The organism is Pantoea sp. DY-5 (genome assembly GCF_019795955.1).
GTDB classification, from domain to species: domain Bacteria; phylum Pseudomonadota; class Gammaproteobacteria; order Enterobacterales; family Enterobacteriaceae; genus Pantoea; species Pantoea leporis.
In genome coordinates this window covers 555,104-578,584 of record NZ_JAIMIE010000003.1, presented here as the reverse complement: position 1 = coordinate 578,584, position 23,481 = coordinate 555,104, and the positions used below count along the sequence as shown (strand labels likewise).

General features: G+C 55.8%; 16 protein-coding genes, 1 rRNA gene and 1 riboswitch. Of the genes, 10 read left to right on the top strand and 7 right to left on the bottom strand.

The window, feature by feature from the left end:
* Window positions 1-7: 7 nt before the first annotated feature.
* The 5 genes from rrf (at window position 8) to aceK (ending at window position 6,323) form a co-directional block, all read left to right on the top strand.
* Window positions 8-123 (top strand): 5S ribosomal RNA (gene rrf, locus K5Y30_RS13635).
* A gap of 297 nt (window positions 124-420) precedes the next feature.
* Window positions 421-1,350 carry a homoserine O-succinyltransferase gene (gene metA, locus K5Y30_RS13630; protein WP_154154813.1) on the top strand — a complete coding sequence of 310 codons (930 nt, stop codon included), beginning with the start codon at window positions 421-423 and terminating at the stop codon, window positions 1,348-1,350.
* Window positions 1,351-1,615: 265 nt separating this feature from the next.
* Window positions 1,616-3,214: a malate synthase A gene (gene aceB / locus K5Y30_RS13625; RefSeq protein WP_222211764.1), complete on the top strand. Its 1,599-nt coding sequence runs from the start codon at window positions 1,616-1,618 to the stop codon at window positions 3,212-3,214.
* 16 nt (window positions 3,215-3,230) lie between these two features.
* Window positions 3,231-4,532 carry an isocitrate lyase gene (aceA, locus tag K5Y30_RS13620; protein ID WP_222211763.1) on the top strand — a complete coding sequence of 434 codons (1,302 nt, stop codon included), beginning with the start codon at window positions 3,231-3,233 and terminating at the stop codon, window positions 4,530-4,532.
* A 57-nt stretch (window positions 4,533-4,589) separates the two neighbouring features.
* Window positions 4,590-6,323, top strand: a complete 1,734-nt coding sequence (gene aceK / locus K5Y30_RS13615) for a bifunctional isocitrate dehydrogenase kinase/phosphatase (RefSeq protein WP_222184917.1) — start codon at window positions 4,590-4,592, stop codon at window positions 6,321-6,323.
* Here the strand turns inward: aceK and iclR are convergent.
* On the bottom strand, window positions 6,320-7,153 hold the full coding sequence (gene iclR, locus K5Y30_RS13610) for a glyoxylate bypass operon transcriptional repressor IclR (protein ID WP_101763122.1): 834 nt from the start codon (window positions 7,151-7,153) through the stop codon (window positions 6,320-6,322). The two genes, aceK and iclR, sit on opposite strands and share 4 nt — an antisense overlap.
* Window positions 7,154-7,350: 197 nt before the next feature.
* Between iclR and metH the strand changes: the two genes are divergently transcribed.
* Window positions 7,351-11,034, top strand: coding sequence for a methionine synthase (gene metH / locus K5Y30_RS13605; protein ID WP_222211762.1), 3,684 nt, complete (start codon window positions 7,351-7,353; stop codon window positions 11,032-11,034).
* A gap of 97 nt (window positions 11,035-11,131) precedes the next feature.
* On the opposite strand, the gene K5Y30_RS13600 is transcribed toward metH, so the two are convergent.
* From K5Y30_RS13600 to pgi, 5 genes are all read right to left on the bottom strand, one after another.
* Window positions 11,132-13,222 carry a YjbH domain-containing protein gene (locus K5Y30_RS13600; RefSeq protein WP_110868117.1) on the bottom strand — a complete coding sequence of 697 codons (2,091 nt, stop codon included), beginning with the start codon at window positions 13,220-13,222 and terminating at the stop codon, window positions 11,132-11,134.
* Window positions 13,222-13,959, bottom strand: coding sequence for a capsule biosynthesis GfcC family protein (locus K5Y30_RS13595; protein WP_137384939.1), 738 nt, complete (start codon window positions 13,957-13,959; stop codon window positions 13,222-13,224). Before K5Y30_RS13595 ends, K5Y30_RS13600 begins: the two co-directional genes overlap by 1 nt.
* Complete coding sequence (locus tag K5Y30_RS13590) at window positions 13,956-14,603, bottom strand: YjbF family lipoprotein (protein WP_222211761.1); 648 nt, start codon at window positions 14,601-14,603, stop codon at window positions 13,956-13,958. The genes K5Y30_RS13595 and K5Y30_RS13590 overlap by 4 nt, the downstream gene beginning before the upstream one ends.
* A gap of 73 nt (window positions 14,604-14,676) precedes the next feature.
* On the bottom strand, window positions 14,677-14,925 hold the full coding sequence (gene yjbE / locus K5Y30_RS13585) for an exopolysaccharide production protein YjbE (protein ID WP_101763117.1): 249 nt from the start codon (window positions 14,923-14,925) through the stop codon (window positions 14,677-14,679).
* 523 nt (window positions 14,926-15,448) lie between these two features.
* Complete coding sequence (gene pgi, locus K5Y30_RS13580) at window positions 15,449-17,095, bottom strand: glucose-6-phosphate isomerase (RefSeq protein WP_222184921.1); 1,647 nt, start codon at window positions 17,093-17,095, stop codon at window positions 15,449-15,451.
* A gap of 373 nt (window positions 17,096-17,468) precedes the next feature.
* Window positions 17,469-17,663: riboswitch (Lysine riboswitch) on the top strand.
* 112 nt (window positions 17,664-17,775) lie between these two features.
* Here pgi and lysC point away from each other — a divergent pair.
* From lysC to panS, 3 genes are all read left to right on the top strand, one after another.
* Window positions 17,776-19,131, top strand: coding sequence for a lysine-sensitive aspartokinase 3 (gene lysC / locus K5Y30_RS13575; RefSeq protein WP_110868121.1), 1,356 nt, complete (start codon window positions 17,776-17,778; stop codon window positions 19,129-19,131).
* A gap of 264 nt (window positions 19,132-19,395) precedes the next feature.
* Complete coding sequence (gene aqpZ / locus K5Y30_RS13570) at window positions 19,396-20,088, top strand: aquaporin Z (protein ID WP_222211760.1); 693 nt, start codon at window positions 19,396-19,398, stop codon at window positions 20,086-20,088.
* A 174-nt stretch (window positions 20,089-20,262) separates the two neighbouring features.
* On the top strand, window positions 20,263-21,186 hold the full coding sequence (gene panS / locus K5Y30_RS13565) for a ketopantoate/pantoate/pantothenate transporter PanS (protein WP_101763113.1): 924 nt from the start codon (window positions 20,263-20,265) through the stop codon (window positions 21,184-21,186).
* 87 nt (window positions 21,187-21,273) lie between these two features.
* Here panS and K5Y30_RS13560 read toward each other — a convergent pair whose 3' ends face one another.
* A complete protein-coding gene (locus K5Y30_RS13560) occupies window positions 21,274-21,867 on the bottom strand; it encodes a YhgN family NAAT transporter (protein WP_110868123.1) in 594 nt (197 codons plus the stop codon).
* A gap of 196 nt (window positions 21,868-22,063) precedes the next feature.
* On the opposite strand from K5Y30_RS13560, the gene asd reads away from it, so the two are divergent.
* A complete protein-coding gene (gene asd, locus K5Y30_RS13555) occupies window positions 22,064-23,173 on the top strand; it encodes an aspartate-semialdehyde dehydrogenase (RefSeq protein WP_222184923.1) in 1,110 nt (369 codons plus the stop codon).
* Window positions 23,174-23,481 lie beyond the last annotated feature (308 nt).

The following is a 23,481-nucleotide window of genomic DNA, read 5'->3' as shown; positions in this document are numbered from 1 at the left end:
GAATTTGCCTGGCGGCTTTAGCGCGGTGGTCCCACCTGACCCCATGCCGAACTCAGAAGTGAAACGCCGTAGCGCCGATGGTAGTGTGGGGTCTCCCCATGCGAGAGTAGGGAACTGCCAGGCATCAGACAGTGAAGAAGCCCCGGACGAAAGTCCGGGGCTTTTTTACGTCTAAAATTTACTAAAATCGCAGAGAATAGAGCGATTTAGTGTATGAAAATCGCGCAAATCTCACCGCAAAACCTTCATTTCAAGAAGCTAATCCAGCATAAATATGCCACGACTTATCCCAAATCCCACCTAAAGCTGAAACATTTTCATAAACCGCATGAAGACTCGACATTCCCGACATAACAAGCTAATGTCGGGCATCTGGATGTCTAAACGTTTATACGGTTATCAGTAAGAGGTGAGTAGGTTATGCCAATCAGGATTCCCGACGAATTACCGGCAGTGAATTTTTTGCGTGATGAAAACGTCTTTGTCATGACGTCGTCGCGCGCCAGTGTTCAGGAGATCCGTCCGCTAAAAGTGCTGATTCTTAACCTGATGCCAAAGAAGATTGAGACAGAAAATCAGTTCCTGCGTCTGCTCTCTAACTCACCGTTGCAGATTGATGTGCAGCTGCTGCGCATTGATAGTCGCGAGTCGCGCAACACGCCGACGGAGCATCTGAACAACTTCTACTGCAACTTCGAAGACATCCAAAACGATAACTTCGATGGACTGATTGTTACCGGCGCGCCGCTGGGATTGGTCGATTTCAATGATGTCGCTTACTGGCCGCAGATTCAACGCGTACTGCATTGGGCGAATGAACACGTCACCTCCACGCTCTTTGTCTGTTGGGCGGTTCAGGCGGCACTCAACATTCTGTATGGCATTCCTAAGCAGACGCGGCAGAACAAATTGTCCGGTGTTTATGAGCACCAAATCCTGCATCCCCACGCCTTACTAACGCGCGGTTTTGACGACAATTTCCTGGCCCCGCATTCACGCTATGCTGATTTCCCGAGCCAGCTGATCCGCGATTACACCGATCTCGAGCTGTTTGCCGAGTCGGAATCCACCGGTGCATATCTGATGGCGAGCAAAGACAAGCGCCTGGCGTTTGTCACCGGCCATCCTGAGTACGATGCGCTGACGCTCTCGGGTGAATATCATCGCGATTACGATGCTGGCCTGCAGCCGGAAGTGCCGTTCAACTACTTCCCGCACGACAACCCAGAGCTGCCACCGCGCGCCACCTGGCGCAGCCACGGCAACCTGCTGTTCTCCAACTGGCTGAACTACTACGTTTATCAGATCACGCCGTTCGATCTGCGCCGGATGAATCCAACACTCGAATAGCTCCAACATCTCGTTTGATCCTGCCGCGCTAGCCGAAAGCTATCGCGGCTTTTTTTTGCCTTCAATTAACCAGTGGAAGTTATTGCCTTTATTTCGAGAGATTAAATTACATAAATATCAATCTCATAAATCAATATAAACATTAAAATGGAAATAGTTTTTGAAATTGAAATAAAAATCATTATGCTCTGATCTTGCAGGTTATAAAACACCCTACATCCGGATCCGATCGTTAAACGATGGATCAACCCAGGAGGCAGCCCGCATGACAGACTCGGTTATCAGCAATACGCTAACCTTCAGCCAGCCTTTTACCCACGCGGAAAAGCAGCTGCTTACCCCAGAAGCGATCGACTTTGTACACGCATTGGTGGTGCGCTTCGCACCAGAGCGCGAACGCCTGCTGAAAGCCCGCCAGCAACGGCAGAAGCGTTACGATCAAGGTGAGTTACCGGGCTTTGATTCGGAAACCGCTTCCATTCGTGGAAATGAGTGGCAGGTTCGTCCTATTCCGCGACTGCTGCAAGATCGTCGCGTGGAGATCACCGGGCCGCCGGATCGCAAAATGGTGATCAACGCGCTCAATGCGAACGTCAACGTCTTCATGGCCGATTTTGAAGATTCACTGGCGCCAACCTGGCGGAAGCTGATCGACGGACAATTAACACTGCGCGATGCCGTCAATGGCACGCTGAGCTTCACCAGTGAAACCGGCAAGATCTACCAACTGCGCGCCAATCCGGCGCTGCTGATGTGTCGGGTGCGCGGTCTGCATCTGAATGAAAAGCATGTGGAGTGGCGCGATCGGGCCATTCCCGGCGGATTGTTCGACTTTGCGCTCTACTTTTTCCACAACGTTGAAGCGCTGCTGGAGAAGGGCCACGCGCCATGGTTCTATCTGCCGAAAACCGAGCATGCCGCTGAAGTGGCGTGGTGGCGTGAGATCTTCCGCTTCAGTGAAGATCGCTTTGATCTGCCGCGCGGCACCATCAAAGCCACGGTGTTGATCGAAACGCTGCCGGCGGTATTCCAGATGGATGAGATCCTGTGGGAACTGCGCGATCACGTCGTTGGCCTGAACTGTGGCCGTTGGGATTACATCTTCAGCTACATCAAAACGCTGGGCCAGCATCCCGATCGTATCCTGCCGGATCGCCAGCAAATCAGCATGGATCAGCCATTCCTCGATGCCTATTCACGCCTGCTGATCCGAACCTGTCATCGTCGTGGCGCGCTGGCGATGGGCGGTATGTCGGCGCTGATTCCGAGCAAAGACGCGGAGCGCAATTTATGGGTGACGCAAAAGGTGCAGGAAGATAAAGCGCGAGAAGCGGGCAACGGTCACGACGGAACCTGGGTGGCGCATCCCGGCTTGGCTGATATCGCGATGGAGGAGTTTGACCGTCGGCTGGGCGATCAGCCCAATCAACTGCACATCACGCGTGAGCAGGATGCGCCAATCACCGCCGAACGTCTGCTGGCGCCCTGTCGCGGCAAGCGTACTGAAGCCGGCATGCGCGCCAATATCCGCGTGGCGCTGCAATATCTGGAAGCCTGGATCAGCGGCAACGGCTGCGTTCCGATTGATGGGTTGATGGAAGATGCCGCCACCGCTGAAATCGCCCGCACCTCCATCTGGCAATGGATTCATCACAAACAAATTCTCAGCGATGGCCAGCCGGTAACGGTGGCGCTGTTTGAACGGCTGCTGGAGGAAGAGCTGGCCACCTTGCAGCAAACCGTTGGCGCAGAACGTTTTCAAAATGGACGCTTCGACGATGCCGCCGCGCTGATGGCGCAAATTACCACCGATGACGAACTGGTTTCCTTCCTCACTCTGCCGGGCTACCGCCTGCTGCCTTGAACCTGGAGATATGACGATGAATCGTACGCAACAGATCAAACAACTGGAATCGAGCTGGAATGATGCGCGCTGGCAGGGAATTACTCGTCCGTACAGTGCGGAGGATGTGGTCAATCTGCGCGGTTCGGTCAATCCCGCCTGCACGCTGGCGGAGCGCGGTGCCACCAAACTCTGGTCGCTGCTGAATGGTGAATCGAGCAAAGGCTACATCAACAGCCTCGGCGCGTTGACCGGCGGACAAGCGGTGCAGCAGGCGAAAGCCGGCATAGAGGCGATTTACCTCTCCGGCTGGCAGGTGGCGGCAGATGCTAACCTGGCCGGGCAGATGTATCCCGACCAATCGCTGTATCCGGTGAATTCGGTGCCAAATATGGTGGAGCGGATTAATCAGAGCTTCCAGCGAGCCGATCAAATTCAGTGGGCCAGCGGCGTATCGCCAGAAGACAGTGATTTTATTGATTACTTCCTGCCGATTGTCGCCGATGCGGAAGCGGGCTTTGGCGGCGTGCTCAATGCGTTCGAGCTGATGAAATCGATGATTCAGGCCGGTGCCGGCGCGGTGCATTTTGAAGACCAACTGGCGGCGGTGAAGAAGTGCGGCCACATGGGTGGCAAGGTATTAGTCCCAACGCAGGAAGCGATTCAGAAACTGGTGGCGGCGCGTCTGGCCGCGGACGTCATGAACGTACCGACGGTGTTGCTGGCGCGCACCGATGCGGATGCCGCCGATCTGATCACCTCAGATTGCGACCCGCGCGATGCGGCGTTTATCACCGGCGAGCGCACCTCGGAAGGCTTCTTCCGCACGCGTGCCGGGATTGAACAGGCGATCAGCCGCGGGCTAGCGTATGCGCCTTATGCCGATGTGCTGTGGTGCGAAACCTCAACGCCAGATCTGGAGATGGCGCAGCGCTTTGCCGACGCGATTCATGCGCAGTATCCCGGCAAGTTGCTGGCTTACAACTGCTCGCCTTCGTTCAACTGGAAGAAGAACCTTGACGATCGCACTATCGCCCGTTTCCAGCAGGCGCTGAGCGAAATGGGCTACCGCTTCCAGTTCATTACGCTCGCCGGAATTCACAGCATGTGGTTCAACATGTTTGACCTGGCGCACGCCTATGCACAGGGCGAAGGCATGCGCCATTACGTGGAGAAAGTGCAGCAGCCGGAGTTTGCGGCGCGCGATAAGGGTTACACCTTCTCATCGCATCAGCAGGAAGTGGGCACCGGCTATTTCGATCGCGTCACCAACGTCATCCAGGGCGGACAATCCTCCGTGACCGCGCTGACCGGCTCCACCGAAGCCGCACAATTCTGAAGCCGTTGTAAGGTCGCCATTCAATGGCGACCACTTACCGCTAAAGGAGCGTTGCCGATGACGCCGAGAGAATCGCTGATCGCCCACACCATTCTGCAAGGTTTTGACGCGCAGTATGGCCGCTTTCTGGATATTACCGCCGGTGCGCAACAGCGCTTCGAGCAGGCCGACTGGCACGCGGTGCAGCAGGCAATGAAGGCGCGTATCCATCTTTACGATCACCATGTTGGCCTGGTCACCAACCAGCTGCGCATTCTCAATGACACTTCGGATTGGGATGACGCGTTCTGGCTACGGGTGAAAAGCCATTACGAAACGTTGCTGCCCGGCTATCCGCGCCATGAAATCGCCGAAAGCTTCTTCAACTCGGTCTATTGTCGCCTGCAGGGCCACAGTCATCTGTCGCCCGAACGCCTCTTCATCTTGCCGTCACAGCCCTATGCGCCCGCACCGGTTGCGCCGCGTCCGTTGTCGCGCCTCTATCGTCCGCAGCAGAATTGGCAGGAAACATTGCGTCAGGTGCTGAATGACATTCCGCTGCGTCTGACGTGGCAGGATCAAACGCGCGATATCGGCTGGATTGTGCGCCATCTGCACGAGCAGTTTGGTGCCGCACAACTGGCAACGGCGACGCTGGATGTCGCCAGCGAACTGTTTTACCGCAACAAAACCGCGTGGATCGTGGCGCGCCTGCAGCTGAGTGATGGCATGGTGCCCTGTTTACTGCCGATTCAGCGCGATGAGGCCGGCCGTTTATGGATCGATACCTGTCTCACCGACAGCGATGATGCCAGCATCGTGTTTGGCTTCGCCCGCGCCTATTTCATGGTTTACGCGCCGGTGCCAGCCGCGCTGGTGGCGTGGCTGCAACCGATTCTGCCGGGAAAAACCGTGGCGGAGCGCTACATGGCGATTGGCTGTCAGAAGCACGGTAAAACCGAATGCTACCGCGAATATCTGCACTATCTGGCGCACAGTCAGGAAGATTTCACCGTCGCACCCGGCATTCGCGGCATGGTAATGATGGTGTTCACGCTGCCGGGTTTTGATCGCGTATTTAAGGTGATCAAAGACCGCTTCGCACCGCAAAAAGAGGTCACCGATGCGCAGGTGCGCGACTGCTATCGCATGGTCAAAGAGCACGATCGTGTGGGTCGCATGGCGGATACGCAGGAGTTTGAGCACTTTGCGTTACCGCGCGCGCGTATTCCGGCCGAGCTGATGGCGGAGTTTGAGCGCGATATCCCGGAAAAAATCGAGGTGCGCGACGACGTGGTGATCATCCGCCATCTGTGGCTGGAACGTCGCATGGAGCCGCTGAATCTATGGCTGGCTCAGGCTTCGCCGGAACAGCGGCAGCACGCGATTGGCGAATACGGTGATGCGATTCGTCAGCTGGCGGCGGCGAACATTTTCCCCGGCGACATGCTGTTCAAAAACTTTGGCATGACGCGTCACGGCCGCGTGGTGTTTTACGATTACGACGAAATCCGCCCGATGACCGAACTGGTGTTCCGCGATGTGCCGCAGGCGCGCTATGAAGAAGATGAGCTGCAGGCCGAGCCGTGGTACAGCGTCGGGCCGGATGACGTGTTCCCGGAAACCTTCCGCTATGCGCTGTGCAGCGAACCGTCGACCGGCAAACTGCTGCAGGCGCTGCATCCGCAACTGTTTGATCCCAACTGGTGGCGCGCGCTGCAAACGCGCATCCGTGAAGGGCATATTGAAGAGGTAATTGCGTGGCGCGCCAGCCAGCGTTTCAGCGCGCGCTATGCGTCGGTGGCCGCTTAGCGGCCAGAATAGGTTTGAGTCACCTGCTTCGCGGCGCGGATCACCAGCGCACCCAGCTCGGTGATACGGTCGTCGGTCATGCGCGCAATCGGGCCGGAGATTGAGATGGCGGCGAAGGGTTCGCCATGTTCGTCATAAATCGGTGCCGCAACGCAGCGCAGACCCAGCGCGTGCTCTTCATCATCGTGCGAAAAGCCCATCTTACGAATCAGCGCCAGATTCTCCTTCAGGCTGTGCGGCGACATCAGCGTTTTCGGCGTGTAGTGATGCAGCCCTTTTTGATGCAGCAGCGCGGTAACTTGCTCATCGCTCAGATGCGCCAGAAACGCTTTGCCGGCGCCGGATGCATGCATCGGCAGCTTGCCGCCAATTGGTGCGGACATGCGCATCAGTTGCGTACACTGCACCTGATCGATGATCACCGCCTGATAATCGCTGAGATCCAGCACCGCCAGATTCACCGTCTCGCCGGCATCTTCCATCAGCTTGCGCAGCAACGGATGCACAATCGCCAGCAGATTGCGGCTCTGAAGGAAGCTGCTGCCGACCACAAACGCGTGCGAACCAATGGTCCACAAACCTAAGTCGCCCACCTGATGCACAAAACCTTGCTGCTGCATGGTGGAGAGCAGGCGATGAGTGGTGGAGTTGGGTAAACCGGCCTGTTGTGCCAGTTCGGTCAGCGCCACGCTGCCGTGGGATTCGGCAATCAGCTCCAGCAGGCGCAGACCACGCGTCAAAGATTGTACTTGCCCGCCGACGGGCGCGCTGGTGGTAGCCGTTGTCGCACGCGGTTTCTTGCCGCGTTTCACGGGCGCAGGGGTTGCCATAACGTCTCCAATTCGCATCAATGCTGGAAACCATTTTCGTTTTTAACCGCATTAATGCAAACGCTGACTTTCTGGTCAGACCTGTCATCGGCAATAGCTGAAAATGTCTCATCTGAGCTGACTTTTGATCACCTGCAAGTTGTGCCAGTATGACTGGCTGGCATATTAGCCAACGCAATGACGTGGACGAGGCGAGAGTGAGCAACAAAACAGAAATGCTGCAGCAGCAGCTGGCGCAACGCATTATGATTCTGGACGGTGGCATGGGCACCATGATCCAGAGTTATAAACTGAGTGAGCAGGATTTCCGTGGCAGCCGCTTTGCCGACTGGCCATCTGATTTGAAGGGCAACAACGATCTGTTGGTGCTAACCAAACCAGAGGTGATCCGCGAAATCCACGATGCCTATCTCGCTGCCGGCGCGGATATTCTCGAGACCAACACCTTCAACTCCACCACCATTGCGATGGCCGATTACGCGATGGAAGCGCTGTCGGCGGAGATCAACTTCGAAGCCGCCAAACTGGCGCGTGCCAGCGCCGATGCATGGACGGCGAAAACGCCGCATCGTCCGCGCTACGTGGCGGGCGTGTTGGGCCCGACCAACCGCACCTGTTCTATCTCGCCGGACGTCAACGATCCCGCCTATCGTAACGTCACCTTTAATCAGCTGGTGGAAGCCTACCGCGAATCGACGCATGCGCTGATCGCCGGTGGCTCCGACCTCATCATGATCGAAACGGTGTTCGATACCCTGAACGCCAAAGCGGCGATCTACGCGGTGCAGGCCGAGATGGAAGCGATGGGCGTGAAGCTGCCGCTGATGATCTCCGGCACCATCACCGATGCGTCCGGTCGTACGCTCTCCGGCCAAACCACCGAAGGTTTCTATAACTCGCTGCGCCACGCCGAACCGCTGTCGTTCGGCCTCAATTGTGCGCTGGGCCCGGATGAACTGCGTCAGTATGTGGCGGAGCTGTCGCGCATTGCTGAAGGCTACGTCACCGCGCACCCGAACGCCGGTTTGCCCAACGCCTTTGGTGAATACGATCTCGATGCGGCGATCATGGCTGAGCAAATTGGTGAGTGGGCGCGCGCCGGTTTCCTCAATATTATCGGCGGCTGCTGCGGCACCACGCCGGAACACATCGCGGCGATGGCGGCAGCGGTAGACGGCGTTGCGCCGCGCCAGCTGCCTGAGATTCCGGTTGCCTGTCGCTTAGCCGGGCTTGAACCGCTGAACATTCAGGCCGATTCGCTGTTCGTCAACGTCGGTGAACGCACCAACGTCACCGGCTCGGCCAAATTTAAGCGTCTGATCAAAGAAGAGAAATACAACGAAGCGCTGGATGTGGCGCGCCAGCAGGTAGAGAACGGTGCGCAAATCATCGACATCAACATGGATGAAGGCATGCTGGATGCGGAAGCGGCGATGGTGCGCTTCCTCAATCTAATTGCCGGTGAGCCGGATATCGCCCGCGTGCCAATTATGATCGACTCCTCGAAATGGGAAGTGATCGAGAAAGGCCTGCAGTGCATTCAGGGCAAAGGCATTGTGAACTCTATTTCGATGAAAGAGGGCGTGGAACCGTTTATCGCGCACGCGCGCAAAGTGCGTCGCTACGGCGCAGCGATGGTGGTGATGGCGTTTGACGAAGCGGGTCAGGCGGATACGCGGGCGCGCAAAATTGAGATCTGTCGTCGCGCCTACAAGATTTTGACCGAAGAGGTCGGTTTCCCGCCAGAAGACATCATTTTCGACCCGAATATTTTTGCCGTAGCGACCGGCATTGAAGAACACAACAACTACGCGATGGACTTTATCGGTGCCTGCGAAGACATCAAGCGCGAACTGCCACACGCGATGATCTCCGGTGGCGTCTCCAACGTGTCGTTCTCGTTCCGTGGCAATGAACCGGTGCGTGAAGCGATTCACGCGGTGTTCCTCTATTACGCCATCCGCAACGGCATGGACATGGGCATCGTGAACGCCGGTCAGCTGGCGATTTACGACGATCTGCCTGCCGAACTGCGTGACGCGGTGGAAGATGTGGTGCTGAATCGTCGTGACGATGGCACCGAGCGCTTGCTGGAGTTGGCGGAGAAGTATCGCGGCAGCAAAAGCGACGGCGAGCAGGAGAAACAGCAGGCCGAATGGCGCAGCTGGGACGTGGTAAAACGTCTGGAATACTCGCTGGTGAAAGGCATCACCGAGTTTATTGAGCTGGATACCGAAGAGGCGCGCCAGGCAGCAGCGCGGCCGATTGAAGTGATTGAAGGGCCGCTGATGTCCGGCATGAACGTGGTTGGCGATCTGTTCGGCGAGGGCAAGATGTTCCTGCCGCAGGTGGTAAAATCAGCGCGCGTGATGAAGCAAGCGGTGGCCTATCTCGAACCTTATATTCAGGCCAGCAAAGAGGCCGGACGCAGCAACGGCAAGATTGTGCTGGCGACGGTAAAAGGCGATGTGCATGACATCGGCAAAAATATCGTCGGCGTAGTGCTGCAATGTAACAACTACGAAATTATTGACCTCGGCGTTATGGTGCCGAGTGACAAAATCCTCAAAACCGCGATTGCCGAGAACGCCGATATCATCGGGCTTTCCGGCCTGATCACGCCGTCGCTGGATGAGATGGTTAACGTCGCCAAAGAGATGGAGCGCCAGGGATTCACCATCCCGCTGCTGATTGGCGGCGCGACTACCTCGAAAGCGCATACCGCAGTGAAAATCGAGCAGAACTATAGCGGACCAACGGTCTACGTGCAGAACGCCTCGCGCACCGTGGGCGTGGTGTCATCGCTGCTGTCCGAGACGCTGAAAGAAGATTTCGTGGCGCGCACGCGCAAAGAGTACGACACGGTGCGTATTCAGCACGCGCGCAAAAAGCCGCGCACGCCGCCGGTGAGCCTGCAAACTGCTCGCGATAATGATTATTCCATCGATTGGGAAAGCTATACGCCGCCGGTGGCGCACCGTCTCGGTGTGAGTCCGGTCGAAGCCAGCATTGAAACGCTGCGCAATTACATCGACTGGACGCCGTTCTTTATGACCTGGTCGCTGGCCGGCAAATATCCGCGTATCCTGGAAGATGAAGTGGTGGGCGAAGAGGCCAAACGCCTGTTTGCCGATGCCAACGCCATGCTCGATATGCTGAGCAGTACCGGCACGCTCAATCCACGCGGCGTGGTGGGGATTTTCCCGGCTAACCGTGTCGGCGATGACATTGAAATCTACAGCAACGAGAACCGCAATCAGGTGCTGTGCGTGAGTCATCACTTGCGTCAGCAGACCGAGAAAACCGACTTCGCCAACTACTGTTTAGCCGACTTTGTGGCACCGAAATCCAGCGGTAAAGCCGATTATCTCGGCGCGTTTGCGGTTACCGCCGGAATTGAGGAAGATGCGCTGGCCGAGGCGTATGACAAGCAGCACGATGATTACAACAAAATCATGGTGAAAGCGGTGTCGGATCGCCTGGCAGAAGCCTTTGCTGAATATCTGCACGAGCGCGTGCGGAAGGTGATTTGGGGCTTTGCCGCCCATGAAAATCTCAGCAACGAAGAGCTGATTCGCGAGAACTATCAGGGCATTCGTCCCGCGCCAGGTTATCCGGCTTGTCCGGAACACACTGAGAAAGCACCGATCTGGCAGCTGCTGGAGGTGGAAAAACATACCGGCATGAAGCTCACCGAGTCTTTCGCCATGTGGCCAGGCGCAGCGGTTTCCGGCTGGTACTTTAGCCATCCCGACAGCAAGTACTTCGCCGTGGCGCAGATTCAGCGCGATCAGGTGGAAGATTACGCCGCGCGTAAAGGCATGAGCGTGAGCGAAGTTGAGCGCTGGCTAGCACCCAATTTGGGTTATGACGCAGATTAATAGTCGGTAACGCGCAATAAATGGCGCCGCTACGGTATGTGCACCTCTCCGTAGCGGCGCGATTTATCGCGCGGGTTTCACACCACCCGCGCTGATGTTAATTAAACCGCGCATCACGATCTGACGTCAGGTCATACAGCTGATATTTACGACCCAGCATCTGCCCACCATCACGCGTCAACGGCACCCAGTTCACCTGCGCGCGGCCTCGCGTTGGCGTCACGGTAAACAGATCCATCGGCACCGAAATGTAGAAGCCTTTGGTGAAGTCGCCTTCGCCATAGGCTTCCGCCGACACGTTGGTTTTGGTGGCGTAGAAGCCCACCATCACGCCGCTATCAAACCGCTTCGACACATCTACGGTAACGCCTTTATCCTTCGCCAGATATTCACCGACGCTGGCTTTCACCAATACGTCCTGCATAAACCACGGACGCCAGTACGCGGTGAAATGTCCGGTTGGCGCTTTGTAATCGGTGAACTGCATCATGTTGTCCCAATCACGCTGCTTCACGTAGTTGGCATCAACCCCGAAGGCCCAGTTGCTATCTATCGGACGATACAGCACTTCGCCGCCGACGCCGCCGTACATGGTTTCCAGATAACCGCCGTAAACCTGGCCGTAGAAACCGTTGCCGAGCGCCTGCATGTAGTTGGCTTGCAGATCGTTAACGTAAACGTTGTTCTCAACGTAATCACGAATATGCGTACGCACGCGCGGCAGCGTTGAATCCGCCGGTGCGCCGTTGTAGTTGAACTTATCGTAGTTATTGGCGAGGTTGCCAAACAGGCTGCCGCCGACCAACAGGTGATCGGTAAGCCAGTAATCGGCGTTGGCCATCACGCCAACCTGATACATGTAGAAGCTTTCCGGTCCGCCGACGGACTGATTCAGCACCGGCGACAGGCTGTAGTTCAGACGATCTTTGCGGATGAAGAAACCTTGCTCGGTGGCACCGGGATCGACCGGATTTTCACGCGTCTGCTGCAGCGGCTGTTCATGCCCCAGCGGATAACCCACGAGTTCGTTATGCAGGCTGGCAACGTTGGTGCGCGTGCTCACCTGCGGCATATTGAAGCGCGACTCGGTGACGTCGATGGTATCGATGCCGGCCGGCAGGTTGTTCATGATAATGCGATTGGCGCGATCGACCCCTTCGCGCGTATCGCGATATTTGGTCTGCTCGCCGGACACATACAACGTGCTGCCTTTGGTTTGAATATGCGGGCCATTCAGTCCTGCGTTGTACTTCAGATCGGTCAGCTGGTTTGCCACCACCGTTGGCTGCAACAGATCGCCCTGCGGCTGCGGGTTGTAGGCCGGCTTCTCGCTATCGATATGCGACTGATGCAGATCGTTGAAATTGGTGCGCAGGGTAAAGCCGAACATAAAGGTGTTGCCGCGCTCGTAGCTGGCGTTGATGTCCGCCCAGTCGGTGAGGCGATAAATCGCGCCGACGTTGACCTTACTGCGCTGATCCAAACGACCGGCGAAATCATCCTGATAATCGTTGCCTTCGTACTCCAGCTTGAGGCGCAGCGGCTGCCACGGTGTTTGATACTCTACGCCGCCAAACAGCGCCGCAGGACCGTGGAACATCTGCGAGCCATTAATTGAACCCGCTTCGCCACCGCCGGTGCGGCTACAGAAGCTGTCGCTGTAGGAGCAGAACGGGTTCTTAATGGTGCCGCTGTTGCCGAGATAACCCCAGCCCAGACCCAAGGTGAAATCGAACGGGCCCCATGCTTTGCTCGCCACCAGATATTCGCTGTCGAACAGACCGGTACCGCCTAAATCGCGTGAGCCAACCGCCACTTCTGGCAGCCAATAGCTCTCTTGCCATAGGCGCAGCTTCACATCGAAGGCTTTATCTTTATAGCTTTGGTTGCCGCTGAAACCTTCTACTGCGCTGTAACGGCGGGTACGCACATCGGTATAGCGTACGGTGGTTTCCAGCCACGGGAACAGCTGCAGCGAGGCAGAATAGTAGCGATATTGATCGTTATCGCGGAAGTTGACGCTAAATTCGCCCTCTTTCGCCATACGCGCGGTGGGCGTCTGCATCAGGCCAACGCCACCAAAATCCGATTGAGAAGGACCGACCGGTTCAGGCCAGGTTTCCGCATGCACCTGGCAAGCGGCGGAAACAGAAGCAGCCAACAGGCTGAGAAGTAATTGTTTTTTCATCAGTCTGGTATCCGGTGAGTCAGAACGGAAAGCATGCGCTCATTCAAATCGCTTTGGCCCCATGGCAAGCTCCATGAGGTGAAACCGAGCCAGATAATGCTGCCGGGTTCCACTTCGATATGGCGATGATTCCAGTAGGCAACCGGAACTTGCTGGGTGCTGCCGGACGGCGCAATCACCGTGGCATAGCTGCGTTCCGCGCCGGACAGACGATCGTGGCCTTCGAGGTAATCACGCACTTCGCGGCCCGGCTGCCAGCGCGCTTTACCCGGATTGCTCAACGCCCCCAGCACCAGTACCTGCGTCGGCTGCGCCAGCATATAGAGGTCATAGCTGCCTTGCAGCGTGCGGTTATCCTGTGGACGCAGACGCACGTCATCGGGATCGAGCGAGGTGAACTGGCGGCCCGTTACCTGCAGCGCGCCAAGCTGGTGGATAACCGAGCCGATGGTTGCGGCCAACGACTCGCCGCTGTCTGCTTGCCAGGCGCGCAGATCGGCTAGCAGCTGCTTCTGTTGTTGCTGTGCTACCGCCGTTGCGCCGCGTTCGGCAATCACTGTGCCCGGCCACCAACTGCGCAGTTCAGGATGGGTGAGCAACTGACTAAGATTCTGCGCATCGTTAATTTGCAGTGTGTTTTTTCCCGGCAGATCGTGAACGGTGACTTGCGCCGCCGCCAGTGCGTGGCCAGCCGTGAGCAGCGTCAATGCTGCCAGCATTGGAGTTATTTTTTTCATGATTTCGCCGGCTTCAGAATGGTGGTTTCAACGGGGAAGGCATCGGCGGCCAGCATCTGGTTGGCCTGCAATACCGTGCCATCACGGTTATCGATCCAGAAGGTGTTCTGCCACTCCGCGCCTATGTTCTCCATGCGCACGGTTTCATGCCAGACGCGGCACGGTACGCGTTCACCGGCGATATCCAGCACCGTATCGTCACCGCGCTCGAAGCGGGAAACCGCTGTGGCGGCACGCACTTTATCTTGCTCGCGCCACTGCACCACGCGCGTCCAGCTGGCACCGTTATGCAGATGCAGCGCATCGGCGAGCGGATCCTGCGCCAGGTTACTGACGTCAGCGAGGTTGCTCGGTAAACCCAGGGTTTTGATCAGACGGCCATGCTGCATCACCAGCATCGCTTTATCCTGGGTGATCCACTTCTGTTGGCCGTTTTCGTTGTAACCGAGCACCACGAAGATGCGCGGTCCTTCATTGATGCGGGCATAGAGGCTGGCGTAGGGCAGGTTAGCAACCTGCTCGTTGGTGACCGTGACATCATCCGGGCCATTCACGGCCAGCATCACGGTTTGTTCGAGACCTTTTTGTGTTTGTGTGCAGGCCTGCAACAACAGGCAAAGAAGTAGCAAAGAGAGTCGGCGCACGGTGTATCCCTGTCTAAATAAGCCAAGCAAAAAATAACCACACGGGTGTGTGGTTATGCTTAAAGGTGCTACATCAACGAGTGGTGCTCGTTGTGGTGGTTGTTGTTGTACCGGTATTTGCACCGTCACCGCCGCCAGAAGCAGCAATGCCGAGACCCACTAACGCACCGAGCGCGCCGATACCCACAGCGGTAGACGCGCCGGAAGAGATTGCTCCCGCCTGCGCGCCTGCTGCAGCACCAGCTTCTTCCGGTGCGGCAATCGCAGCGGAAGAAACGGCAACGTAAAGTAAGGCTGCACCGGCAACCATCAGTTTTTTCATAACAACGTTTCCTGCATTTATATGAATCAATGAATGTAGGATTTACCCAGATTTCGGGCGCGTTCAGTATAGGGCAACAAATTACCAGAGTTCAGCATGAGTAAAAGAGGGCAGGAAGTCGGGGTTTTTCTGGTGATAAATACGGCGAATTGGCGTTAGCTACTTTTTTTTAACGCCTTTTTTCAGGCTGATAGGATAAGTGAATGGCTGCGCATTTCACGGCAGAGTTTTTCACTTTTGCACTAATTATTGGTACGGAATGGGAATAATCGGAATTTACTTATAAGGCTTAAATTAAAATCATAGATCAATCAGTTAGATAAACTATTTATCGGGCTGAATTAGGTCCATTTTTAAGCCAGGTAAGGTGCGGTAAATTGAAATGAATTACGAATTTCCTTACGCCACTTTAAGAATTTTCTAACCCTGTTTAAGGCAGTAATTAATAATATTGCGAGTGAGATGGCATGGTTGACAAAGAAAAGGCGGCAATTACGCCGCCTTGTGTAAATTAGCCGGAAAATTAACGCCAGGATTTGTAGCGATTAATTAAGCCATTGGTGGAGCTATCGTGGCTGCTAATTTCAGCGTCATTTTCCAGTTCTGGCAGAATACGGTTTGCCAGCTGTTTACCCAACTCAACACCCCATTGGTCAAAGGTGAAGATGTTGAGAATCGCGCCCTGAGTGAAGATCTTGTGCTCATACAGCGCAATCAGTGCACCCAAGCTGAACGGGGTAATTTCACGCAGCAGGATGGAGTTGGTTGGGCGGTTACCCTCGAACACTTTGAACGGCACGATGTGCGCGACAGATTCGGCAGATTTACCCGCATCGGTAAACTCTTTCTCCACCACATCGCGTGACTTACCAAACGCCAGCGCTTCGGTTTGTGCGAAGAAGTTCGACAGCAGCTTCGGATGGTGATCGGTCAGCACGTTGTGGCTCAGTGCTGGTGCGATAAAGTCGCACGGAATCAGTTTGGTGCCCTGATGAATTAGCTGATAGAACGCATGCTGGCCGTTGGTGCCAGGCTCGCCCCAGATGATTGGGCCGGTCTGGTAATCCACTGGATTGCCTTCACGGTCAACGTATTTACCGTTGGATTCCATGTTGCCCTGCTGGAAGTAAGCAGCAAAGCGATGCATGTATTGATCGTACGGCAGAATCGCTTCGGTTTCGGCACCAAAGAAGTTGTTGTACCAGATACCGATCAGCGCCAGCAGCACCGGCAGGTTCTGCTCGGCAGGCGTGTTGGCGAAGTGCTTATCCATGGCGTGCGCGCCACTCAACAGCTGCTCGAAGTTCTCGAAGCCGATGGAGAGAATGATCGACAAGCCGATAGCTGACCACAGTGAATAGCGGCCGCCAACCCAATCCCAGAACTCAAACATGTTGTCGGTATCAATACCGAACTCACCCACCGCTTTACCGTTGGTCGACAGCGCAGCGAAGTGCTTCGCCACGTGCTGCTGATCGCCCGCAGTTTTCAGGAACCAGTCACGCGCGCTGTGGGCGTTGGTCATGGTTTCTTGCGTGGTGAAGGTTTTAGATGCCACGAGGAACAGCGTGGTTTCCGGGCTGAGATCTCTCAGCGTTTCGGCGATGTGGGTGCCATCGACGTTAGAAACAAAGTGCATGTTGAGGTGGTTTTTGTACGGACGCAGCGCTTCGGTCACCATGAACGGGCCGAGGTCTGAACCGCCAATCCCGATATTCACCACGTCGGTGATGGCTTTACCGGTATAGCCTTTCCAGTCGCCGCTGATGATGCGCTCGGAGAAGCCTTTCATCTTCGCCAGCACCGCGTTGACTTCCGGCATCACATCTTTGCCGTCCACCACAATGGGCGTGTTGCTGCGGTTACGCAGCGCAACGTGCAGAACTGCACGCTCTTCGGTGCGGTTGATCTTTTCGCCAGAGAACATCGATTTGATGGCGCCTGCCAGATCGGTCTCTTTAGCCAGCGCCTGTAATTTTTCGAGGGTTTCCTCGGTGATGCGGTTTTTTGAGAAATCCACCAGCATCTGGTCATCGAAAGTGGCAGAGAATTTCGCAAAACGATCGGCATCTTGCGCAAACAGGTCGGCGATTTGCACCGATTTCATCTGCTCAAAATGCTGCTGCAGCGCTTTCCAGGCAGCGGTTTGGGTCGGATTGATATTTTTCATGGCAACACTCTAGTTGATATAAGAACCGTCATTCCATCCGGGGCGTCCTGCTGGCCCGGCATCCATAGCATTCTTGCACGGGGATGAGTATGACCACAGTTACTGGCTAAGGGAAAAAATTTGTGACCGTGGCCGCACTGTTTCAGGTAAATCCGGCAGCGATTGTCGGTGCTGCGCCAGCAGAATTCCCTGTGCCGCATCAGAAAAAAGCCGCTTTTGTCTGATTCGGACACTACTTTAGGCCGCTGTTGGTGGGCGCGTTTGTTCAACGATGCGTTTACCGAAGTGTAAAAGTGAGAAATCCTCAAAGTGCGGGGATGGACAGGGGGGAAAATAATCAGTAATTTATGCCCGCTACTTACACCTCCGGGTGTAAGCCAGAAGAGGCGCGTCGCCCAGGCAGTGTGTTTGAGGATCCGTATCCGCAGAGAACACATCAGGGGGTGTGACGCCGAGGTGGGGCAACACGCGGGGTGTTGCACTGTCGGCTGCAGGGGCTGAATCCTCTGGGTTGTCACCAGAATCGTCCACAGTCGGACGGTTCGCAAGGTGAAGCGCTTTTGGTGACTTGTCTACTACTGATCTTGTCTGCCCAATTCTGCTCTTCTCTTGTGCCTAGGCTGCTACTATGTCTTCCGCCCCAAAACGGAAGAAAGATAACCTGACACGGGGTTCGTAATATGTCCCAAAATCTTATCGTGGCTAAATTTGGCGGCACCAGCGTTGCCGATTTTGATGCTATGAACCGCAGCGCAGATGTTGTGCTGTCGGACGCCAATACCCGCTTAGTGGTGCTCTCTGCCTCCGCTGGCGTGACCAATCTGCTGGTTGCCCTTGCTGAAGGCCAGGAACAAGCGCAGCGCGCTTACCTGCTGGATGAAATCCGCCGTATTCAATATGCCATCATCGATCGTCTGCAATCGCCGGATGTGATCCGCGATGAGATTGATCGCATGCTGGAAAACATCACCATGCTGTCTGAAGCCACCTCGCTGGCGACCTCACATGCGCTGACCGATGAGCTGGTGAGCCACGGTGAGCTGATGTCGACGCTGCTGTTCGTGGAGATTCTGCGCGAGCGTCAGGTCAACAGCGAATGGTTTGACGTGCGTAAAGTGATGCGCACCAGCGATCGTTTTGGCCGCGCAGAACCCGAAGTGGCGACGCTGAAAGAGCTGGCCGCAACGCAGCTGCAGCCGCGCATTGCGGAAGCGCTGGTGGTGACGCAGGGCTTTATCGGTAGCGAAATAAAAGGGCGCACCACCACGCTTGGTCGTGGCGGCAGCGACTATACCGCTGCGCTGCTGGGCGAAGCGCTGCAGGCCGCGCGCATTGATATCTGGACCGATGTGGCCGGTATCTACACCACCGATCCACGCGTGGTGTCCACCGCTAAACGCATTGAAGAGATTACCTTCGAAGAAGCAGCGGAGATGGCGATCTTTGGTGCCAAAGTGCTGCATCCGGCCACTTTGCTGCCGGCCGTGCGTAGCGATATTCCGGTGTTTGTCGGTTCGAGCAAAGATCCCGCTGCAGGCGGTACGCGCGTGTGCAACGAAACCAAGAATCCACCGCTGTTCCGTGCGCTGGCGCTGCGTCGTAAGCAGACGCTGGTAACGCTGCACAGCCTGAACATGCTGCATGCACATGGCTTCCTCGCCGAAGTGTTTAACATTCTGGCGCGCCACAGCATCTCCGTTGATCTGGTGACCACTTCCGAAGTGAGCGTGGCGCTGACGCTGGACAGCACCGGTTCAACCACCACCGGCGACAGCTTGCTGACCCAGGCGCTGTTGACCGAACTCTCTTCACTGTGCCGTGTGGAAGTGGAAGAGAATCTGGCGCTGGTGGCGATCATTGGCAACAACCTGTCAAAAGCGTGCGGCGTCGGCAAAGAAGTGTTTGGCGCACTCGAGCCGTTCAACCTGCGCATGATTTGTTACGGTGCCAGCAGTTATAACCTTTGCTTCCTGGTTCCCACCCCAGACGCGGAAGAAGTGGTACGTGCGCTGCACAAGAATCTTTTTGGTTCTTAAGGCCAGTTTTTAGCATGCGTAATCAAGCCGGACCGGGTCCGGCTTTTTTATTGGTGAAATTTTTTAAACAATAATTCAAGCCCAGCGGCATTCACTGCTTCGCTCCAGACATTTCTGATGAACCCCATTATGGCTCGCGAGAACCGTCTCAAATACGCTGCTATCGCCTAAAAATCACCCTAATACCTTATTCTTCGGTTGCGCTTCAATCGCCAAAAACGATAATCCCGCCGCGAAAACATTAAATTATTTGAGGGAACAGAGATGAAAAGATTAGTGGCTGAAACGCTGGGCACTTTCGTGCTGGTGTTGGGCGGTTGTGGCAGTGCGGTTTTGGCCGCGGCGTTTCCAGAATTGGGTATTGGTTTTGCCGGTGTTGCGCTGGCGTTTGGTCTGACGGTGTTGGTGATGGCATGTGCCGTCGGCCATATTTCGGGCGGCCATTTTAACCCGGCGGTGACCATCGGTCTGACGGTTGGCGGACGTTTCCCGGCGGCGCAGGTTGTGCCTTATATTATCGCGCAGTTGGTGGGTGCGGTTGCGGCTGCCGGCGTGCTGTATTTGATCGCCAGCGGTAAAGCCGGTTTCGATGCCGTGGCCAGCGGCTTCGCGTCGAACGGTTACGGTGAACATTCGCCGGGGGGCTTTAGCCTGCAGGCGGGCATGATCGCCGAACTGGTGCTGACCGCCGTATTCCTGATTGTGATCATGGGCGCGACCGATAAACGTGCTCCGGCTGGCTTCGCGCCCATTGCAATCGGCCTGGCGCTAACGCTGATTCACCTGGTGAGCATTCCCGTCACCAATACCTCAGTCAACCCGGCGCGCAGTAGCGGTGTGGCGATCTTCCAGGGCGGCTGGGCATTGGAACAGCTGTGGATGTTCTGGTTGTTACCGATTATCGGTGCCGCGATTGGTGGTGCGATCTACCGCTTTGCACTGGAAAAAGCAGAGTAACTTTGCCGTATTTCAGCGGATCGGCAGCAGCCGATCCGCATTTTGCCCCGCAAGCGACTTCCCGCCTTACGTCAAGATAATGAAATGTTATGATCCCGCGTCCGTCGCTGTGGTCGTTCCCTGCGCGACATTTCATCTGTGGCAATATAAAAAAATTCCTAAGGAAGTCTGGTTATGCTCGGCAAACTTACCCGCCTGTTCCCGCTCTGGGCCGTGCTGCTCTCGGTCGCTGCTTATTATTCTCCTGGCACCTTTCTCGGCATTGGGCCGTGGGTGACTTACCTGCTGATGCTGATTATGTTCGGCATGGGCGTGACGCTAAACATTGATGATTTCAAACGCGTGCTGGTGCGTCCGGCGCCGGTGATCGCCGGGACTTTCCTGCATTATCTGGTGATGCCGCTGGCCGCGTGGGGCCTGGCGAAGCTGTTCCAGATGCCACCGGATCTGGCGGCAGGCATGATTCTGGTCGGCAGCGTGGCCAGCGGCACCGCTTCTAACGTGATGATTTATCTGGCGAAGGGCGATGTGGCGCTGTCGGTAACCATCTCATCCGTGTCGGCGCTGGTAGGTGTATTCGCCACACCGCTGCTGACACGCTTCTACGTTGATACCCACATTCAGGTGGATGTGGTCGGCATGCTGCTCAGCATCGTGAAAATCGTGGTGATTCCGATTAGCCTGGGTCTGATTATCCATCACTCCATGAATAGCGTGGTGCGCCGCGTTGAGCCTTATCTGCCGGCGTTTTCGATGGTGTGCATTCTGCTGATCATTAGCGCGGTGGTGGCTGGCAGCCAGGGCTTTATCGGTTCTGTCGGCTTGATGGTGATTGTGGCGGTGATCCTGCACAACGCGATCGGTCTGTTGGGCGGTTATTGGGGCGGTAAGCTGTTTGGCTTCGATGAATCGACCTGCCGCACGCTGGCGCTGGAAGTGGGCATGCAGAACTCAGGTCTGGCGGCGACGCTGGGCAAACTTTACTTCTCGCCGTTAGCGGCCTTGCCGGGCGCGCTGTTCTCGGTGTGGCACAACCTGTCAGGTTCGCTGCTGGCCGGTTACTGGTCGGGTAAACCGATCGATAAGAAGCAGAAGTAATATTCAAAAAAGCATCACATTCAATTCATGCACATAGCGTAGCGGCGCAATAAATTGCGCCGCTACGCTGCCTGCGCTCTGAATGTATTACAGCTTCAGATAGGTACGAATCCCATCCAGGAACATCTGCGTCGCCAGCATAATCAAAATCAATCCCATCAGGCGCTCCAGCGCGTTAACGCCTTTGTCGCCCAGCAGGCGTAAAAACAGACCCGACATCAGCAGAATCACCACCGTCAAACCCCACGCGATCAGCAGCGCGCCGACCAGATGCGTCATTTGGTTGGGATATTGATGCGACAACAGCATCAGCGTCGCCAGCAGGGACGGACCGGCCACCAGCGGAATTGCCAGCGGCACGAGGAACGGTTCTTCACCGGCCGGCAAGCCACTCGAGCTGCTCTCCTCTGACGGGAAAATCATGCGGATGGCGATCAGAAAAAGAATGATGCCGCCGGAGATCGACACGGTTTCGGTGCGCAGATTGAGAAACGCCAGGATGCGTTCACCGGCGAATAAAAACAGCAGCATCAGAATCAGCGCGATCAGCATTTCGCGCATCAGCACCACGCGGCGGCGTTTGGGTTCCAGATGCTTCAATACCGACATAAAAATCGGCAGGTTGCCCAGCGGATCCATAATCAACAACAGCAATATGGTCGCGGATATCATTTCAGTCATGTGTGGTTAGCCATTATTAGTTGTACTGCTGAAAAAGTTGGCGCAATCGAATTAATTCACTTGCCAGAAGTGCTGCATTTTGTAGAGTTGACGGTCATAGGTAAACCTGATTATTACGCAGACCGGCACGATTATCCGGCCAGTCTTTTCCTCGCACCACACGGCCTCTTTCGAGAGCACCCGAGACGGACAGAAAATGAAGAATGTAGGTTTTATTGGTTGGCGTGGCATGGTCGGCTCAGTGCTGATGTCACGCATGAGCGAAGAACGTGATTTTGATGTCATCAATCCGGTCTTCTTCTCCACGTCACAGCTTGGTCAGGCGGCACCCACATTCGGCGGTAAGTCGACCGGTGCGCTGCAGGATGCTTTTGATATCGAGGCGCTGAAGGCGCTGGATATTATTATCACCTGCCAGGGCGGTGATTACACCAGTGAAGTCTATCCGAAGCTGCGCGAAAGCGGCTGGCAGGGTTACTGGATTGATGCAGCTTCCACGCTGCGCATGAAAGATGACGCCATCATCATTCTCGATCCGGTTAACCATAATGTGATTCGTCAGGGCCTCGATAACGGCATCAAAACCTTTGTCGGCGGTAACTGCACCGTCAGCCTGATGCTGATGTCGCTGGGCGGTCTGTTTGCTAACGATCTGGTTGAATGGGCCTCGGTGGCGACTTATCAGGCGGCATCAGGCGGCGGCGCGCGTCATATGCGTGAACTGCTGACGCAGATGGGCATGCTGCATGACCACGTGGCGAAATCGCTACAAAATCCGGCTTCGGCAATTCTGGATATCGAACGCAGCGTGACCGATTTCACCCGTTCTGGCACTTTGCCAACCGACAATTTCGGCGTACCGCTGGCGGGCAGCCTGATTCCGTGGATCGACAAGCAGCTGGATAACGGCCAGAGCCGCGAAGAGTGGAAAGGCCAGGCGGAGACCAACAAAATCCTGCGTACCAGCAGTGTGATTCCGGTTGATGGCCTGTGCGTGCGCGTTGGCGCGCTGCGCTGCCACAGCCAGGCATTCACTCTGAAGCTTAAAAAAGACCTGCCGCTGAGCGAAATCGAACAGCTGCTGGCCTCGCATAACGAATGGGTGAAAGTGGTGCCAAACGACCGCGACATCACCATGCGCGAACTGACGCCAGCCGCCGTCACCGGCACCCTGACCACGCCAGTAGGCCGCCTGCGCAAACTGAACATGGGGCCGGAATACCTTTCCGCCTTCACGGTGGGCGATCAGTTACTGTGGGGCGCGGCTGAACCGCTGCGCCGCATGCTGCGTCTGCTGATCGACTAAGCGCAGCGGCAAACCAGAAAGGCCGGGGTTTCCCGGCCTTTTTTTAATTATCCAGGCCGCAAAAATTCATGCAAATTGCGCCTGACAAGTGATCCGCTTCCCTTTTTTGCTTGCCCGATAAGTATTTTTCACGATCCTCCCTGGCTTCTGCTATCCCCAAGCTATGATTTAACAGAGATGTGCCGGTTGTTAACTGTTTTTGTTTTTTCGAACTGAATGGTTGTTGTACACGGTGAAGATCTTTCCCACGGACGGTTGTGTCCTCACGGTGTACCTATGGCTCAATGAAAAGCAGCGCACCCGAGGCG

Bases quoted from the DNA above. Each gene is read 5' to 3' on its own strand.
- metA (WP_154154813.1), top strand. From the start codon at position 421: ATGCCAATCAGGATTCCCGACGAATTACCGGCAGTGAATTTTTTGCGT.
- aceB (WP_222211764.1), top strand. From the start codon at position 1,616: ATGACAGACTCGGTTATCAGCAATACGCTAACCTTCAGCCAGCCTTTT.
- aceA (WP_222211763.1), top strand. From the start codon at position 3,231: ATGAATCGTACGCAACAGATCAAACAACTGGAATCGAGCTGGAATGAT.
- aceK (WP_222184917.1), top strand. From the start codon at position 4,590: ATGACGCCGAGAGAATCGCTGATCGCCCACACCATTCTGCAAGGTTTT.
- iclR (WP_101763122.1), bottom strand. From the start codon at position 7,153: ATGGCAACCCCTGCGCCCGTGAAACGCGGCAAGAAACCGCGTGCGACA.
- K5Y30_RS13600 (WP_110868117.1), bottom strand. From the start codon at position 13,222: ATGAAAAAACAATTACTTCTCAGCCTGTTGGCTGCTTCTGTTTCCGCC.
- K5Y30_RS13595 (WP_137384939.1), bottom strand. From the start codon at position 13,959: ATGAAAAAAATAACTCCAATGCTGGCAGCATTGACGCTGCTCACGGCT.
- yjbE (WP_101763117.1), bottom strand. From the start codon at position 14,925: ATGAAAAAACTGATGGTTGCCGGTGCAGCCTTACTTTACGTTGCCGTT.
- pgi (WP_222184921.1), bottom strand. From the start codon at position 17,095: ATGAAAAATATCAATCCGACCCAAACCGCTGCCTGGAAAGCGCTGCAG.
- lysC (WP_110868121.1), top strand. From the start codon at position 17,776: ATGTCCCAAAATCTTATCGTGGCTAAATTTGGCGGCACCAGCGTTGCC.
- aqpZ (WP_222211760.1), top strand. From the start codon at position 19,396: ATGAAAAGATTAGTGGCTGAAACGCTGGGCACTTTCGTGCTGGTGTTG.
- panS (WP_101763113.1), top strand. From the start codon at position 20,263: ATGCTCGGCAAACTTACCCGCCTGTTCCCGCTCTGGGCCGTGCTGCTC.
- K5Y30_RS13560 (WP_110868123.1), bottom strand. From the start codon at position 21,867: ATGACTGAAATGATATCCGCGACCATATTGCTGTTGTTGATTATGGAT.
- asd (WP_222184923.1), top strand. From the start codon at position 22,064: ATGAAGAATGTAGGTTTTATTGGTTGGCGTGGCATGGTCGGCTCAGTG.